General features: G+C 39.9%; 15 protein-coding genes. 4 read left to right on the plus strand and 11 right to left on the minus strand.

Translation table 11 applies throughout. The features are described 5' to 3' along the window. Window positions 1-32: 32 nt before the first annotated feature. The 8 genes from GJS41_RS10200 to GJS41_RS10235 form a co-directional block, all read right to left on the minus strand. Window positions 33-2,387, minus strand: a complete 2,355-nt coding sequence (locus GJS41_RS10200; protein ID WP_154247261.1) for an RND family transporter — start codon at window positions 2,385-2,387, stop codon at window positions 33-35. A gap of 16 nt (window positions 2,388-2,403) precedes the next feature. Beyond that, window positions 2,404-3,420: a YCF48-related protein gene (locus GJS41_RS10205; protein WP_154247262.1), complete on the minus strand. Its 1,017-nt coding sequence runs from the start codon at window positions 3,418-3,420 to the stop codon at window positions 2,404-2,406. Between the two features lie 117 nt (window positions 3,421-3,537). Continuing rightward, window positions 3,538-4,914: a DUF1329 domain-containing protein gene (locus tag GJS41_RS10210; RefSeq protein WP_154247263.1), complete on the minus strand. Its 1,377-nt coding sequence runs from the start codon at window positions 4,912-4,914 to the stop codon at window positions 3,538-3,540. Window positions 4,915-4,948: 34 nt separating this feature from the next. After that, entirely contained in the window at window positions 4,949-6,904 is a 1,956-nt protein-coding gene (locus GJS41_RS10215; protein ID WP_227551324.1) for a DUF1302 domain-containing protein, read from the minus strand. A gap of 316 nt (window positions 6,905-7,220) precedes the next feature. Further along, the gene (locus GJS41_RS10220) at window positions 7,221-7,400 is read right to left on the minus strand and encodes a hypothetical protein (protein ID WP_154247265.1); all 180 of its coding nucleotides are present in this window, start codon (window positions 7,398-7,400) and stop codon (window positions 7,221-7,223) included. 97 nt (window positions 7,401-7,497) lie between these two features. Then, window positions 7,498-8,463, minus strand: coding sequence for a hypothetical protein (locus GJS41_RS10225; RefSeq protein WP_154247266.1), 966 nt, complete (start codon window positions 8,461-8,463; stop codon window positions 7,498-7,500). Next, window positions 8,463-9,317, minus strand: coding sequence for an ABC transporter ATP-binding protein (locus tag GJS41_RS10230; RefSeq protein ID WP_154247267.1), 855 nt, complete (start codon window positions 9,315-9,317; stop codon window positions 8,463-8,465). The genes GJS41_RS10225 and GJS41_RS10230 overlap by 1 nt, the downstream gene beginning before the upstream one ends. Further along, complete coding sequence (locus GJS41_RS10235) at window positions 9,310-9,729, minus strand: GntR family transcriptional regulator (RefSeq protein ID WP_154247268.1); 420 nt, start codon at window positions 9,727-9,729, stop codon at window positions 9,310-9,312. The genes GJS41_RS10230 and GJS41_RS10235 overlap by 8 nt, the downstream gene beginning before the upstream one ends. A gap of 246 nt (window positions 9,730-9,975) precedes the next feature. Here GJS41_RS10235 and GJS41_RS10240 point away from each other — a divergent pair, with 246 nt between their 5' ends. Continuing rightward, entirely contained in the window at window positions 9,976-10,932 is a 957-nt protein-coding gene (locus GJS41_RS10240) for a putative sulfate exporter family transporter (protein ID WP_154247269.1), read from the plus strand. Further along, window positions 10,932-11,828, plus strand: coding sequence for an NAD(+) diphosphatase (nudC, locus tag GJS41_RS10245; protein WP_154247270.1), 897 nt, complete (start codon window positions 10,932-10,934; stop codon window positions 11,826-11,828). Before GJS41_RS10240 ends, nudC begins: the two co-directional genes overlap by 1 nt. A 67-nt stretch (window positions 11,829-11,895) precedes the next feature. On the opposite strand, the gene epmA is transcribed toward nudC, so the two are convergent. The 3 genes from epmA to efp form a co-directional block, all read right to left on the minus strand. Continuing rightward, window positions 11,896-12,840: an EF-P lysine aminoacylase EpmA gene (gene epmA / locus GJS41_RS10250; RefSeq protein WP_154247271.1), complete on the minus strand. Its 945-nt coding sequence runs from the start codon at window positions 12,838-12,840 to the stop codon at window positions 11,896-11,898. Window positions 12,841-12,937: 97 nt separating this feature from the next. Continuing rightward, entirely contained in the window at window positions 12,938-13,246 is a 309-nt protein-coding gene (locus GJS41_RS10255; RefSeq protein WP_154247272.1) for a hypothetical protein, read from the minus strand. 135 nt (window positions 13,247-13,381) lie between these two features. Continuing rightward, on the minus strand, window positions 13,382-13,945 hold the full coding sequence (gene efp, locus GJS41_RS10260; protein ID WP_154247273.1) for an elongation factor P: 564 nt from the start codon (window positions 13,943-13,945) through the stop codon (window positions 13,382-13,384). A gap of 23 nt (window positions 13,946-13,968) precedes the next feature. Between efp and epmB the strand changes: the two genes are divergently transcribed. After that, window positions 13,969-15,009 carry an EF-P beta-lysylation protein EpmB gene (epmB, locus tag GJS41_RS10265; protein ID WP_154247274.1) on the plus strand — a complete coding sequence of 347 codons (1,041 nt, stop codon included), beginning with the start codon at window positions 13,969-13,971 and terminating at the stop codon, window positions 15,007-15,009. A gap of 86 nt (window positions 15,010-15,095) precedes the next feature. Beyond that, complete coding sequence (locus tag GJS41_RS10270; RefSeq protein ID WP_154247275.1) at window positions 15,096-16,868, plus strand: hypothetical protein; 1,773 nt, start codon at window positions 15,096-15,098, stop codon at window positions 16,866-16,868. Window positions 16,869-16,998: the final 130 nt, after the last annotated feature.

Genomic DNA, 16,998 nt, shown 5'->3' on the forward strand with positions numbered 1-16,998 from the left:
AGTGCCATTAGCTTGGATTCTTTTTAGCTTATCTATTTGCGATATAAGACAGCAGCTAATGCTGGTAGTAAAATAATCGCACCTAACATATTAACCAAGAACATAAAGGTCAATAAAATCCCCATATCAGCTTGGAATTGTAAGTCAGAAAAGATCCAAGTGCTAACGCCGATTGCTAAGGTAAGACCAGTAAAGATGACGGCATTACCTGTAAGCTTTAATGTCTTAAAATAGGCGACTGAAACGGGATCTCCAGCACGAATGAACTTAACCATACGCGTGAAAATATAGATACCATAGTCAACACCAATACCAACACCTAGTGCAATAACAGGTAAGGTCGCCACAGTTAGACCAATCTGTAACCAAGTCATTAAAGCTTGTGCTAGATAAGAAACTACAACCAAAGGTAAGATCACACAAATGGTCCCTCTAACTGAACGGAAGCTAATTAAACATAGTAAAGTTACCGCTGCATAAACCCAGAAGAGCATCGGCAATTGAGCCTCCTCTACCGCTTCATTAGTTGCAGCCATAACTCCCACTGGCCCAGTTGCTAATCTAAAATTAACCTGTTCATTGGTATTGCTATCAATAAAAGCTTTAGTAGCGGCCACTACCTTTTCTATCGTCTCTGCTTTATGATCATTCAAAAATACCAACACAGGGATAACACTACATTTAGAATTTAATAAACCACTACTGGTTTCAATTCGACCAATAGTTTCGGGTAAAATAGTTTCATCTCTAGTTAACACTTTCCATTTCAAATTGTTTTCAGAAAGCATTCCATTAACGATTTTCGATACTTGCGGCAAACTAATAGTCGACTGAACACCTGTCACATTCGATATATGCCACTGGAAATCGTCAATGGTTTTCATCACAGGGTAGATAGTACAACCATCGTTTGGTACTTCTGCCAAAATCGAAATCATATCCGTACCGATAGAAAAGTTTTCGGTAATATATTTAGTGTCTAGGTTGTAAATAGAATCTTGACGTAATGCTGGCGCACCTGCATGCAGATCACCGATTTTCATGTGCTGTGATTGCCAATAACCCAAAGCACCTAAGACAATACCGATTAAGACTAACCCAATCGCCATGGGTTTTTGCGCAAATTTCGATAGTGAAGTCCACCATTTCTCGCGTGCTACTTCACGGGCTTGAGTTGCCTTAATAAAGGATTCATCAAATTTACTGAATGACAACAATAAGGGAAGCAAAATAAGGTTGGTTAAAATCAATACTGCAACACCAATACTCGCAGTAATAGCCAACTCACGAATAATATCAATCTCAATCAGCTGCAACGTCAAAAAGCCCACTGTGTCACTGATAAGAGCGATTCCACCCGGAACTAGTAACACTGCACAGGCAATAATCGCAGAGTCATATGCTGATTTACCTTCTGCCACATTATGAGCAACACCATTGATCATTTGAACGCCATGACTGACGCCAATGGCAAAAATCAAGAATGGTACTAAGATAGACATAGGATCTATGCCATAACCCAGTGCCGTTAAAATACCTAGCTGCCAAATTACCGCTATGATTGAAGTGAATAAAGGCAAAATGGTTAATTTAATGGAACGCGAATACCAGAAGACTAAAATTGCAGTAATAGTCAAGGCGATCAAAAAGAACATCATAACGCCTTCTGCGCCATTGCTCACATCACCAATCATTTTTGAGAAGCCAATGATTTTCACATTAACATCAGGGTACTTGCTTTCAATATCCGTTCGGATTTGCTCTAAAGCATTTGCCACTTCTACGAAGTCTGCTTTTACCGAACTGGTATTGCCTTCTTCATCCGTTGCATTATATTGCGACAACAACTGACCAGTAACCATGGCAGCTGAGAAATCATTGGCGACTAAACGACCAACAATGCCAGCTTTTAAGATGTTCTCTTTAATAATATTAAAATCATTCGCTAACTTAGTAGGATCTTCTTCTGCTGGGTTAAACTCAGCGTAAATTACAGGCCCGCCCTCTAAACCAAACTCGCTGGCTTCAATATAACGAGTATTAGGCGTGTAAAGAGATTGCACTTGCGGCTGACTGACTGCAGGAATCTGTTGAACCTTACGAGTCATTTCACTTAAAGCATTAAAAAAAGCTGGATTGAATATATCTCCATTTTTGTCTTCTAAAGCCACTAAGACTCTGTTTGCGCCGCCAAACTCTTCCTGGTACTGAATATAAGTTTTCATATATTCATGTTCTAACGGAATATTCTTTTCAAAACTTGCGTCGACTCTTAACTGTGATGCGAAATACAGCATCACCAAAGTTACTAAAGCAAACAATGTAATGAGTAAATTTCTTTGTTTGAATAAGCCTCTAACTAAAGACTCTAACTTATTTTGTTTCATTAAAATTTATCCCCAATTAATTTGTTGCTTTTTCAGCTTCTGATAACTTAACGATTTCTACGCCACCTTCGCCAACAATGACTAGAGTATTTTCGTCGGTGGTGACAATTGCTGCTCGACCTTTCAGATCGCCTCTTTGTTGTAACGGCAATGAACTTCCTAACAAGGTGCCACTTGTACCTACGGAAAACCATTCATTGTTAATGAACTCAATGGCATGCAATCCTGAGTTGGTTGCTACATTAATCTGTTGCCAGCTATTACCGTAATTATTCGAGCGAAATAAATTCCCTTTTAACCCATAAGCATATACTGCTTTACTCGGCGCTACTGTCACACCAAAAAATGACCCATCGTAAGGCGAGTTGATTTTATTCCAAGTTAAACCGTTGTTTCTCGAAACCGCAAGTAAACCTGAGCTAACCTCTTCTCCATCCGCAGTTTCACCAGCAACATATTTCTCACCTGCAAGATAGACATTCTTAGAACCTTCTTGATGAACCAAGCTATAGAAATGACTAAATCCACCATAAAAATCTGCCAATGAATCCACCTGTCTTTCTTTCCAACTTTCACCACCATCGCTCGACTCAAGATATAGGCCAAAGGCACCAACGGCTATAATTTTATTCAGCTCAATAAACTCAACATCAAATAAAGCCGGGAACTCAATAGAATCTTCCGCAATATAAGTCTGGGTCCAAGTGTCACCACCATCTTTAGTAATCAACACCACTTGCTGATAACCAACCGCTACACCCCATTTATCATCATAAAAATCTACCGCCGTTAAATCATTCCTAGTTGGTGTTTGCTTTTGTTGCCAAGTTTGTCCCTGGTCATCAGAAATCAAAATATGGCCTCTTTCACCAACTGTTACTAAACGACCAGAAGGTAATTTTTGTATATCCAACAGAAGCGAGTCTTTAGCTTTTGGCGCTATAATAGAATCCGCCGTATAGGCAGGAGCGGAGGTTATCGCTAAAGATAAAAGCACTAACAATAACCCTTTTAGAAAAATAGAAAACTTCATAAACAGCGTCTATCCAATTGTTGATTATTAATATTATATCAGTTGTAAGATTACTACTAATTTAAGACAAATACTAAAAAGCGGTCAATAAAGACCGCTTTTTAAAGTCAGCAAGGTTTAACGACGACCTAAGCGACGTAATGCTGAAGGCGTAAAATGATTACCTCTGAATTGTGTATCAAAGTCATACATATCTTCTTGGTTGTCTAAACCAATCGCCAAGTAACGACCTGAAGGTAAATCATAATAAGTTTCTAGCGTTGACCATAAAGCCGGAACTTCATAGTAGTTAATAGCATGTGCCATCGCAACACGCCATAAATCACCCGCTTCATTATAGATATCTGAAGCAGAGACTTGCCAGCTATCTTCATCTATATAGAAAACGCGCTTACCGTATTGATGACGAGTGTCTTCTTTTAGCGCTGCTTCAAGAACCCAAACACGGTGTTTTTCGTAACGCACCAAGTCTTGGTTAATTACGCCAGGACGAATAATGTCATCATAAGACAATTCATCAGAGTGTAACTGATAAGTATTATACGGGATGAACATCTCTTTCTTGCCTTTGATAGTCCAGTTATAACGATCAGGGGCACCGTTATACATATCAAAATCATCTGTAGTTCTTAAGCCATCCGAAGCTGTGCCTGGAGCATCATAAGCAACGTTTGGTGCACGTTGCACACGGCGACGACCTGCGTTATAAATCCAAGCTTTACGTGGCTCTTTAACCTGATCCATTGTCTCGTGAACTAATAATGCAGTACCAGCTAAACGAGCTGGAGCTGTCACGTATTGACGGAACAAGAATAAGACGTTGCCATCTTCTAGTTTCTCAGGAGTCATACCTGGACGGTTATAGATTTGATCTAACTCATCTTTAATCTTAACTAGAGTATAGTCACCATCTGCTTGAGGTGAAGCCTGTCCAGCCTCACGCTGAACCGTTACTCCACGGTAGCGAGTTAAGTGGTTCCAGATTAACTCTAAACCCGTTTCAGGAAATGGAAACGGTGTACCAATCGCAGCACCTTTAATACCATTACCACCATCTACTAACGTTGCAGTTGGAGCATTACGTTTAATTGCATCATAAACATATTGCGGATAAGAAGCGGTACGTCGAGTTGGATAAACCTTCATTTTGTACTGTTCAGGGTATGCCTTAAACAAAGCAATTTGACCAGGAGATAAATTATCTTGGTATTGCGTATAATTTTGTGCATCAATAGTGAACAGAACTTGATCACCAGCAAATGGATCCGGGTGGTGGTCACCTTTTGTGTAGCCTTGAGGTACTGAAGTAATACCACCATTCCAAGCTGGGATTGAGCCGTCAGCATTACCTGCTTTGATTGCACCCATTGGAGTATAAGTATCACCGCCTAACTGCGCCGCCTTTTCAGCCGTAACTTTCGCATCAGCAGTTGCCCCTAAGAAAGTTGAAGCTACCGCGGTTGCCAATAACCATTTATTCATAATTTTAGCCATATTGTAACTAGCCCTTTTTAATTAACTATATAAGTTATATTGAATAACTAACCGCAAGCGACACATAGTCACGGTCGTGAATTAAGTTTGCACTTTCGTTGCCGAAGAAACGATTATAATTTAAATCGACTCTCCAAGTGCTTAAGTAGTCCCAGCTCATACCTACTGCTAGTGCCTTACGTCCTTCGAGGAAGTTACTGATAGGCGCAGGAGTATTACCACTCACATCATGTTGATAGACGAGGCGAGGAGCTAAATTACCACCGAATAACGCATTTTCGTAATTCCAACGCATTGCCATACGATAACCCCAAGAGAAGTCATCAGCAAAGCCATTGGTTTCTAAGCCTTCGCACTCAGTATAAACGCGCTGTCCATTTGCTGGGTTAGTAAAGCCACAAGGAGAAGCGGTATTACCAGTGGCTACGAAAAAGCCTTCGCCAATACCATTACCATTGCCATCCCATACACGTGCTGCATTACCCGAGCGGAAAGTACCTTCAGCTTCAAAGCGTAATTCATCTTGTGAAGGCATGTCTTGTATTTGGTTTAAACCAACCTCTACTAAGAATACGGTTTGATCGGAACCCCACAAAGAGCCCAACAATTTAGTAAATGTTGCCTGAGCTTGAATGGTATCTAACAAGCGATAACCTGAAACTTCAGTATTAAACGTTGTGATATTAGCAACTTGGCTGGTTCCGCGAAGTACTGGGCCTGGAGCTGTCAAACCATCTAATGGCTCTAATAGCGCAAATAACAATTCAGCATCGTCAACTTGCAAAGGCTCATCGAAACGGTAAGAAATCTCACCACCAATTGACCAACCGTTATCGGTAGCAGTATTAAAGCTAAGGCCACCCATTTGAATATCTTCTGGATACTCAAGGAAACCACTAACAGTACCAGTTGTATCAGCAGAAACACCTGAAATAATTGGGCGTCTGTTATGATAATTCATATAGTAGAAGCCCCATTCAGTGCCGCCTTCAGTGAAGTAAGCAAGCTTCAAACCATACTGACCTTGGTCGTCAGCATTACGAGTTTCGCGACGTACTGCCACAGTTCCTGGAGTACCTTCTGGAACTTGAGCAAAACCTAAATGTACGTCTTGACCAGTAAAGCCTAAAAAGTCACGAGTCGCAAAATAAGTACCCGGCTCATCAACACGCACCGGTTCCCACTCATACTGATAGAAAGCTTCCATCGATAAGCTTTCAGTTAAATCTAAAGATGCCCATAACATTCCAGATGGAATCAAAGCCTCTTTTAACTCAGCACCAGGGTTACGCAAGGTGCGAAGGTTAACAGCATTTGCTTCATTTAAGCTGTGCTGAATGAAAGTCGACTCACCCCAGCTAACGACTTGCTCACCTAAGCGAACCTGTAGAGTCGAAGCTTCACCGATATCCCAAGTAGCCCAGGCATAGAAATCTAAAATTTCAGCGTCACGGCCTTGTTCTGTTTTAGCTGTATTTTCACCTGCAGCAAAAGCACCTCTTGGAGTAGCGTCCAAGTCTTTGAAACGGGTCGTTCCATCCATGATCTCAGCATCATAAAACCATAAGGCACGTGCAAACACACCAAACTCACCATCTTTATGGCGCATATCAAATTCATGCAACCCCTTATAAACGTTGGAGAATACATCACCTTTGTCATAATTGAGGTTGCCGTCATCAGAATTGTTTGACCAAGCACCAGGAGGTACTCCTGGACATGCTGGATTCAAATTACAAGCATATGCAGCAGATATTGGAAGCCCACCATTTAATCTTGGATACAGATTAGCTTTACCAATGAGATTGTTGTCACGCTCATCTACTCGCCAACTGGCACCGGCACTGAATGTACTGTCAAAGCTAATCTCAAAGTTTTCTGTTTCAAATTCAACTGCTTGAACTGAAGCTGCAGAAAGAGCTAGTGCAACACCAACAGCGACTTTTGACAGAGCTTTAAGAGGAGAGTTTTTTTGATTTAACTCGTTCATTTTCATTAATTCCTTCCCCCGTGATAGGAATCTATCGTTTTATTGAGTTTCAATAGCATAAATTTATAAGTCATCATACCACTTGATAATCGCATACTAGCAGTAAAATCTGTTAGCTCGCAAGGTTTTATCGTATATGCGCCTATTTTTTAACCTATCTGCTGAATAGCCGATGAATGAAGGGTAGAAAAAACTGAATCAGGGTAATTCTTTTGCTGTTTTTTTTGATAAAGTTAAGGTTACTGTTAGCAAATCCTTTTGCTAGATCAATAACATAGGATAAATAAGTAAGGAATCTTTAAAATTTTAGTCACAACTAAAAAAGTAGGTCTTTTAAAAACTCCTGAACATTATTTACTCTCTCAAGCGAATTTAACATGTCCATTTCAGGGCTTGAATTAGCAGTTTTAACTAAAACCAATACCGTTAATAACACCACGCCAATTACTAAACTTATTTTCGGTAACCATTTAATACTTTGTCTATTTAACGTCATTTTACTATCCTCACTTAATCCTATGTATCCATTTCTCTTTAATTAGATGCAGCTAAGGCCCATTTGGATTAGATGCATCTAATATTTCTTAAACTATTTATAGCGCTTCATCTCGGTAGCGGCGGATGTAAATAGCTCCCACTATGAATACCGCACCAACAATCAAACCGAACCATAAATTGGGGTCCATCAGTTGATTAGGGTAACTGCCCCAACCACTGTCAAATTCCCAGCCTACTCGACCCAGTACTTCTACTAACTCTGACACCCCTCCTTCTTCAACTTGAGACATCATTGCCATCGGTGTTGAGTACGCTTTACCTATACCTGTAAATTGGTTACCTATCCAACCTAGAAAATGAGCAGACCTAAATGCGATACTTTCTACTATCAATACTACGATTATCGGTAACCAAGAAACTAAAAATGGAACTCTTTTAGTAGCGCTTGAAATAAACAATAAGTAACCAATAAATGGAGAAATCCATAATACCGCCATCACATTGGCCATTAACTGATAACTACTAGCCATAAAGATGGCGCTAGGAGAAAAGACCAGTCCAGCAATGTCGCCATTAGACATGGCGGCAAATAACAAACCTATCAACATCATACCTAGGTTAGTGACCATGGATATGACCCAAATCACTAGCGGTAATACTACAGTCACACTAACTACTTTTGATAACACCGTTTGTGTATCTGAAATCGGTAATGATTTCCAAAACAAAATGCTTTTATCTTTGCGATCATCATACAGCGCACCTAAGCAGTAAAAGTAACCAACAAACGCCATCACAATCGCAAGATTAAAGATGTTCATGTAATACCAAGCCGTCATAGCCAAGTTTTTATCACCTTCAGAAGCGGTTGCTTCCCACAAGCCCAATAAATCCGTAGGGTTAGTGGCACCAATACTAACTTTTACAGTGTCATTAGTGAAAAAAATCACTAATAGCAAAGAGGTAAATAGTACTAGCGCTGAAATTCCAACTGGCACCCATTGAAAGCCGGTTTTATGTTCCCAGTATTCTCTTTTAAGTAATGTCAAAAAAGTGTTCATTAGGCTTCTCCTTGCATTTTGGCTACAAACAGATCGGCAACGCTTGGTTTACGAACCTTACCCATTTCTTCAAGATGAGGCTTGGCGACGCCACTAAATAAGCACACTTTTTGTCCGAAGACTTCGCGTACACTTAGTGGTTTCATCGCCAAGGCTTGTTCCTCATACTCCTTCTCAACCATGACTTCAAAGTAAGTTTCTGCAATCGCATCCATAGAATCGTCCAGTACGATTTCGCCATTTTGGATAAAAACCAAATCACTCAAAATATGCTCAACTTCTTCAACCTGATGGGTAGTAATAATGATAGTGCGATTTTCATCAAAATAATCGTTTAATAATTGTTCGTAAAATGCTTTACGGAACAGGATATCTAAACCTAAAGTAGGCTCATCCAAAATCAACAAGTCAGCATCAATCGACATAATCAAAGCTAAGTGCAATTGCACTACCATGCCTTTTGACAGCGCTTTTACTTTTGAATCTTGCTTGATTTTGGTTTTCGCCAAATAACCCATGCAGCGCTCTCGATTAAATCTCGAGTGAACGCCCTCGACAAAGTCGATAGCTTGGCTAACTTTTATCCAACGAGGCAATACAGCCACATCGGCAATAAAACAAACGCGCTCCATCAACTCATCACGCTGCTTATGAGGATCAAGACCAAAAATCTCTAACTTCCCATCATAAGGAGTCAACCCCAAAATCGACTTTAGCAAGGTCGTTTTGCCGGCACCATTTGGACCAATAAGGCCTAAAATGCGGCCTGAATCTAAACTCAGATTCACATTGTTTAAGGCTTTGTAATTGCCATATTTCTTACTTAAGCCTTGTGCTTGTAAGATATTAGCCATTGTTGCTTTCCCCGCTTTCATCTAGTTGTTTTTGTGGCTTTTGAAACTTCTCTTCATCAGTTTTTGCAGACTGGACCAAATCCTCCAGTGAAATGCCTAAGCGTTCAATCTTTTCTAATAATGCTGGCCATTCAATCGTTAAAAACTGCTCACGCTCTGCCGCTAATAATTTTGCTTTAGCCCCTTCTGTGACAAACATTCCTAAACCTCTGCGTTTTTCTGCTAATTCGTTATCCACTAAAAGTTGGTAAGCCTTAGATACGGTTATTGGATTCAGCTTATATTCTGCTGAAATATTTCGTACCGAAGGTAACGCTTCTCCCTCTGCAATTGCGCCTTCAAGGATCATATTAAGAACCTTGTCTTTTAATTGCAGATAAATTGGTTGGGTATCATCCCAGTGTACTTGCATACCTTTGTCCTAATTGAGTAACTATGGTTGCGAAACTCGTCGCTTGGTTCGGCTTAAGACATCTTAAGTGTTATGCCGATTTAGTGTTATACTAATATATAACACCTATTCACGTCAAGCTTGTTTCACAAATAATTTTTCTCCAAGAATATAAATATATGATTTTGCTAGTATATTTTTATAGAATAGCTAACATAGATTTTAACTAAAGTTCGTTAATGACTGTTATAGTCAGGGTGATATAGCTTGAGTAACACACCTAAAATAGCTTTTGGGATACTCTTATTATTGAGCATAGCAGCCCTTTTTGGCTGGTTAAATGCCAGTTATGCGTTAGCCAGTGGCTTAATTTTAGGTTGGTTTGCCAATGGCCGATATCAACCACTAGAAAGCTCATCATTAAACAAGTGGGCTTCATTACTACTCAAAATCGCAATTGTGATCTTAGGCTTTTCGCTTCCGGTGACAGAATTACTAGCAACCGCTAAAACCGGCTTTGGGTTAACAGTCGCCGTTATTGGCGGAACCCTATTAATCGGATTACTGTTATCTAAGGCACTTAAACTTAACAACGAAATCGCTTGGTTAATCAGCTCGGGAACGGCTATCTGCGGTGGTAGTGCTATTGCCGCCATAGGTTCTTCAATCAAAGCTTCAGGCAATAATATGGCCCTTTGCTTAGCCATCGTATTTATTCTAAATGCCGTCGCACTGTTCCTCTACCCCATCATTGGTCACTGGCTTGGACTTTCTCAGTTACAGTTCGGTCTTTGGGCTGCCATTGGAATACACGATACTTCCAGTGTAGTTGGTGCTGCATCTCAATATGGGGAAGAAGCTTTAAATGTAGCCACCACCACAAAATTATCACGAGCACTCTGGATAATCCCTGTTGCATTATTAGCGGCATTCATTTCCAATAAAAAGGCCACTGAGAATCAGAGCACTAAAGTGACTATTCCATGGTTTATTGTTTTATTTATCGTTGCCAGTTTTATGAGTGATTTTTTGCCGCTTGATACGATGAAACCGAATATTCAGTTTGTTGCTAAAAGTCTATTTGCGCTGAGCTTACTTTGGATGGGCGCAAGTTTAAATAAAAAGAGTATATTAGGCATCTCTCCTAAAGCCTTTATTCTCGGCATTATCTTATGGTTGTTAATTTCAATCATAGGACTAACAGTGATTTATTGGTATTTCTAATGTTTACTTTTCAGTTTGACCAGCTCAATAGACAAGGCGAAATGCGCCAAGATAACGCTTTCATTAAATCAGCTATTGACCACCCCAATACACTATTCTTACCCGTATTTAGACAAACGGTTTCAAGCACAGAAAAAGGTGCTAATTGGTTAAGTAAGAGTGAACTAGCTGAGAGAGTTGGTAAGCTTTCGGATATTCATTTTATCTATTTAGGCTTAATTGATGAGCAGCATTATTTTGCCTATCGTGTGTCTGGACAGCAAGCATTAGAGACTATCTCGTCAAACAGCAGTAATTTACGCAGCTTAATAGCGGTTTTGAATGAAAGAGATAGCTATCTAGTCAATGTCGCTACAGCTCTAAATCAATGGCATAGCGTCCATCAATTTTGTGGTTACTGTGGTAATGAAACCTACGCCATGGACTCAGGTTTTGTCCGTAAATGCAGTAATCAAGAATGTGCTAAGCAACACTTCCCACGAACCGATCCGGCTATTATTGTCGCTATCACCCATACCGATGATAAAGGTCACGAAAAAATACTTTTAGGCCGTCAATCTACCTGGGAAGAAAACCGTTATTCGAATGTCGCAGGCTTTGTTGAACCTGGCGAAAGCCTTGAACAGGCGGTAAAAAGAGAAGCGTTAGAAGAAGTTGGAATTGAACTTAGCCAGGTGGAATATATCACATCGCAACCTTGGCCTTTTCCTCAATCGGTTATGCTTGGCTTTAAAGCCAAGGCAGTAACCACTGAAATAATCTTAAAAGATAAAGAGTTGGAAAATGCGGCTTGGTTTTCACGTGAAGAAATTCACAATCTTATTAAAGCTGAAAAGTTAATTCTGCCAATGAACTATTCTATCTCAAGGCATATTATCGATCTTTGGTTAAAGTGATATTTGGTTCAAGGGAACTTTAGTTAAAGGATCTTCAAGAGAAAGATAACTTACTTATAAAACGCTGCTAGTGTGCAGGAAATGCTAGAACTTGTTTAATGTGTTTTAAGTTCAAATGAATCATCAATAATCTATCAAGACCCAACGCAATTCCGGCACATTGAGGCAAACCACTTTCTAACCCCTGAATAAAGTTGGTATCGATATCAACTTCTTCTAAGCCATTAGCTTTTCGCCATGCATTATCCGCTTTAAAACGCTCTAATTGCTCACCAGAATCCTGTAACTCATTAAAGCCATTGGCTAGCTCAAAGCCTTCAATATAGACTTCAAACCTTTGTGCAACTTTTGGATTTTTAGGATCGATTTTTGCTAACGCTGACTGACTTGCAGGAAAGTCTATAATAAATGTTATGGTGTTTTCTGTGCCGAGCTTAGGCTCAATTTGATCTTCAAATAATAGACTTAAATAATCATCAGGCTCTAAATTATCTGGCAATTCACCTAATGTTTTTTCCGATAAAATTTTTAATTGTTCTAAACTGATGGTAAAAGGATTAATGTTTAAAAAGACTTTGAAAGCTTCTTGATAAGAGTAATTAACTCTTTGCCTTTGGCCTAAAACTTTTACCAACAATTCAAATGTTTCATCCATCAAGGCCCAGTGATCAAAATCTACTCGATACCACTCCAGCATAGTGAACTCAGGGTTGTGTCGAGCGCCTGATTCTTCTAGTCTAAAAGCCTTGCCAATTTGGTAAATTGAGCCCGAACCAGCTGCTAATAAACGCTTCATTGCATACTCAGGAGATGTCTGCAAAAAACCCGGCGAACTATAAACCCCGTGCACTTGCATCGACTGCATATAGCGATCCGTCACCCCGTGCTGCATCAACAAAGGAGTCTCAACTTCTAACACATTTTTTCCAGCAAAAAATTCACGGATCTGGACATACAACTCAGCACGAGCTTTTAAAGTTTCGATAGAGCAGGAAGGTTGCCAATTACTCATTCCTTTGCCCCCACAAAAAAACGAATCAAAGAAAAGGGCCCTAAATATTCGGTTATTCCGCTAATGACACCCCTCATTAAAGAGATTATTAAAAACATTAAACGAACCATTTAATGACAGTATATGCCCCGAAGAATATGAGAGCGGCTATCATCAATAAAACACATCCTAAAATTTGATTTGCAAGAATGGTTTTATTCGAATCTTTAGGTTGCTTAAACCAATCTGAAGGTAACTTTTTAACTCCCACATAATCACCTAGCTCAGAAGAAAAAAACTCTCCTTTTGCTAAAGCTTCTTCGCAGGCTCTCATTAAATTCCTTATACCCTCTTCATCCCCAACAATGCAGTCCTCATGGTCGATCCATTCAGAACCATCCCTCAAATTTGCTTGTTTCCGTTTCACTAAAACTCCTTTAACGCAGGGGAAATTGGCTTAATCGAGGCAAATGATAATTTTGGACGCGCAGTTGGCTTGTAGCCAATGAGCACAACAAAATTATCATTTAACGAAGAGTGAGACGATTTTAACAAGTTAAGGTTAAGCGCGGGAAACGTATTCGTTGGTGCGCGTATCGATTTTAAGTTTATCCCCAATATTCACAAACAAAGGCACTCGTACTACCGCACCAGTATGCATGGTCGCAGGTTTAGAGCCGCCCCCTGAAGTATCGCCCTTTAGTCCTGGGTCGGTATCAGTCACCTCTAGTACTACAAAATTCGGTGGGTTAATTTGAATAGGATTTCCGTTCCAAAGCATTACGTGGCACTTATCTTGTTCAATAAGGTATTTAGCATTATCACCTACCGCTTTGGAATCTGCAGATACTTGCTCGAAAGTATCAGAATCCATGAAATACCAGAACTCGCCATCAGTATATAAATACTCCATTGACGTATCTAAAATATCGGCTGTTTCTATAGATTCACCGGATTTAAAAGTTTTTTCAACGGTTCTGCCCGTAAGTAAGTATAATACTTTAGTTTTACTAAAAGCTTGGCCTTTACCAGGACGAACGAATTGATTATCAACTACGCTGCATGGCTCGCCATCAAGCATGATTTTGATACCGTTACGTAAGTCATTTGTAGTTATAGTGCCCATAAATCCTCTAAATTTAGCTAAATATGATTCAAAACGTGCAGATTCTACCTCGAAATGAGGCTTATTGGCAGGATAATGAGTGGAAAAAGTTACTTTCCACTGCAATTCGCGATCCCAATGAGCTGTTGCGCCTGCTTGAATTGGATATAGCCGAGCTGCCCTATCAATTGGATAAAGACCAAAGCTTTAAAACCTTGGTGCCTTTGAGTTTCGTAGAGAGAATGCAAAAAACCGACCCAAGCGACCCTTTGTTGCTACAGGTTTTGCCTCTTTCAGAAGAAAGTATCAGAGTAAGCGGATACAGCAACGATCCTTTGGGTGAATCCACAGCCTTAGCTCAAACCGGTATGGCTGGGTTATTGCATAAATACCAAAGTCGCGTGCTATTTATGTTGGCAACCCACTGTGCGGTTAATTGCCGCTATTGTTTTAGACGCGAGTTTCCCTATCAAGAAAATCGCGCTAGTAAACAAGACTGGCATCAATTAGCTACATATCTTAAAAAGAATCCGCAAATTAATGAAGTCATTATCAGTGGCGGCGATCCCTTAGCAGTCAATGATGCTTATCTGGTTGAATTTGTTGCTTTTATTGAACAAATACCACAAATCATCAGATTAAGAATCCACACCCGCTTACCGGTAGTTATTCCGCAACGAGTGACCTCTAAACTCTTGAGTCTGACTAAGTCTCGTTTGCAAATGGTCATGGTTATGCATGTCAATCACCCCAATGAAATCGATGATAAATTTACTTCGGCAATGCATAAATTAGCGCAAGCTGGTTTCACCTTATTAAATCAAAGTACCTTACTGAAAGGCATCAACGATTGCCCAAAAATATTATCAGAGTTAAGTGAAGTACTATTTTCAGCAAAAGTAACCCCTTACTATTTGCACATGCTTGACCGCGTTAATGGCGCCGCTCACTTTGCAGTTTCAAATAAAGACGCCAATGTTATTTATAAGCAATTACAGGCAAATCTAGCAGGGTTTCTAGTGCCAAAATTGGTGCAAGAAAAATCAGGTGAGCCAAATAAGACTTTAGTTGATTTGACCATTTAAAATCAATCACTTGCATATATTTATGCTAGATTTTGCTAACGTCATTGGGTAATATAGACCAAGAATAAAGGAATAGGAGCATAGTAATGGCGCTAGCAGAAGGCCCGCTAGGTTTAACCGTTCGCGTTAAACTCGATGTCAATGTTGAAAACATCCCAGACTCGGCAAGGAAGATTCAGCGCTGGCTGAAAGAATTACCTGTGGTAGATTTAGGCGAAAGCGCCACCTTAGTTTTCCGCCTGCTTTACGATCTGAATCAATCACCCTTCACTCCCAGAGAAAGATTACACCTTCTCGAAGAGTTAAATGACATTTCTGACCAGCTCATTAGCTCCTTATCTGGAACCTACATTCACAGCCCGTTGAATCATGCACCCAAGTTAAAATCTGCATCGGATTTAGTTCATGCCTTATCCACTGAACAAATTTTTGGCTATAACGCTGTAATAGAAGATTTAGTTGCCGATCCGGACCGTTTAGCCAAACAAACAAAAACCGTATTGGTTTCGGCTTGCGCCAATGCACTAAAGTGCCAAGGCCTGATTCAACTACAGCGCTATCAGCTATACAAAACCGTCGCATCAAAAGTGTGGCAACAACAAAATATTATTTATGCTAAAGCAGTAGAGCTTGGGGTTTTAGATCAAAAAATTAAAAGTGAATCTTCTGATCTGCAATCCATCAATCACCAATTCAAGCGCAATATAACATTATCAACTTGTAACCCTTTCCAAATGAAACATGGCGAAGTAAACGAGTGTTATCAAAGCTTGGATTTATTGTCGCCCTTGATTGAGGTCACCCCAAAAGTCAACCCGCTTACTTTGTATGCCTACTCCACCTCGCTAAATATTGCGCCGCAACCCAGTGATGCCATCGATAGTGAGAATGACAACTGGTTAGGGATTGACTTAAACCAAGCGGTAGATGCGGTTGAAAACAATGCCATCGAAAATGGCCAGGGCTTTTTAGGCCTGTTCCGCAAAAATACTGATTTAGAGCTAACAGAAAGTTTAAAAATTCACTTAATAGAACATTGGAAAACCGTCAAAAGCCGTAACTTTATTCGCATAAATACCGATGATGCGACTCAAGCAGCGATTGGTATGGCAGCTTCCCACCATTTTTTAGTAGAAAGATTGGGCGAAGAAGTTCGCGAACGTTTCTTTGGTAAACCAAAAGAAAAGCCGATGTTTGAAACAAGTGGCTTAAGCATTCAAGTTGAGGAAGATGATAGTCAACACAGTTTTGTTTGGAACCAAGAAAACACTTTTGGTAACGCATCCAATACTCCGCGTGCAAATGATGCTTTTGACTCTATCTATAAGCCTAGAGATTACGAACAGCGTCGCGAGGAAAACCAAAATAAGCCATTTAAAGAGCTAAAAACTCGTAATGCTTATGAGTGGGTACACGGTTTAATTAAAGACGTAAGTCCCGCTGGTTTTTGTTTAGCATTTGAGAAATCGCCATCAAATAATGTGGAATCGAATGAGCTAGTTACGGTACAAAACTACAAAAATGGCGAAATAGAATATAACCTAGGTTTGATTCGCTGGAACCGTTGGCACAACCAAGATAGCTTCTTAATTGGAGTTGAGCTGATTTCTCCACAAGCGACTCCCGTACGCGCTACTTTGGATTGGGATTATGCCAAACCTGCCTATCATCATAATGGGCTTTTATTACCTGAGATGCCGAATGTAGGAGTAGACAATAGTATTGTTTTACCCCCTATGGGTTATCGCTCAGGGCAAACAGTGGCCATTATGACTCCGGGCCAAGAATATAAAATAGAACTCACTAAACGTATATTGCAAACCTCTAATTTTATTCAATTCCAGTATCAGCCTAAGTAATATTGGAATAGCTTTTAAATAGATGCTTGCAAGGTTAGTAAGTTTTTACTTTTGTTAATATTAAAATACTGTTAAATTTGTGCTTCAGTTAATACATTTTTTTGCCAATCTGGTTAAGATTGTGCTCAAC

The organism is Kangiella sp. HZ709 (assembly GCF_009674675.1).
In the GTDB taxonomy this organism is placed as follows: Bacteria; Pseudomonadota; Gammaproteobacteria; order Enterobacterales; family Kangiellaceae; genus Kangiella.

Bases quoted from the DNA above. Each gene is read 5' to 3' on its own strand.
- GJS41_RS10200 (WP_154247261.1), bottom strand. From the start codon at position 2,387: ATGAAACAAAATAAGTTAGAGTCTTTAGTTAGAGGCTTATTCAAACAA.
- GJS41_RS10205 (WP_154247262.1), bottom strand. From the start codon at position 3,420: ATGAAGTTTTCTATTTTTCTAAAAGGGTTATTGTTAGTGCTTTTATCT.
- GJS41_RS10210 (WP_154247263.1), bottom strand. From the start codon at position 4,914: ATGGCTAAAATTATGAATAAATGGTTATTGGCAACCGCGGTAGCTTCA.
- GJS41_RS10215 (WP_227551324.1), bottom strand. From the start codon at position 6,904: ATGAACGAGTTAAATCAAAAAAACTCTCCTCTTAAAGCTCTGTCAAAA.
- GJS41_RS10220 (WP_154247265.1), bottom strand. From the start codon at position 7,400: ATGACGTTAAATAGACAAAGTATTAAATGGTTACCGAAAATAAGTTTA.
- GJS41_RS10225 (WP_154247266.1), bottom strand. From the start codon at position 8,463: ATGAACACTTTTTTGACATTACTTAAAAGAGAATACTGGGAACATAAA.
- GJS41_RS10230 (WP_154247267.1), bottom strand. From the start codon at position 9,317: ATGGCTAATATCTTACAAGCACAAGGCTTAAGTAAGAAATATGGCAAT.
- GJS41_RS10235 (WP_154247268.1), bottom strand. From the start codon at position 9,729: ATGCAAGTACACTGGGATGATACCCAACCAATTTATCTGCAATTAAAA.
- nudC (WP_154247270.1), top strand. From the start codon at position 10,932: ATGTTTACTTTTCAGTTTGACCAGCTCAATAGACAAGGCGAAATGCGC.
- epmA (WP_154247271.1), bottom strand. From the start codon at position 12,840: ATGAGTAATTGGCAACCTTCCTGCTCTATCGAAACTTTAAAAGCTCGT.
- efp (WP_154247273.1), bottom strand. From the start codon at position 13,945: ATGGGCACTATAACTACAAATGACTTACGTAACGGTATCAAAATCATG.
- epmB (WP_154247274.1), top strand. From the start codon at position 13,969: ATGATTCAAAACGTGCAGATTCTACCTCGAAATGAGGCTTATTGGCAG.
- GJS41_RS10270 (WP_154247275.1), top strand. From the start codon at position 15,096: ATGGCGCTAGCAGAAGGCCCGCTAGGTTTAACCGTTCGCGTTAAACTC.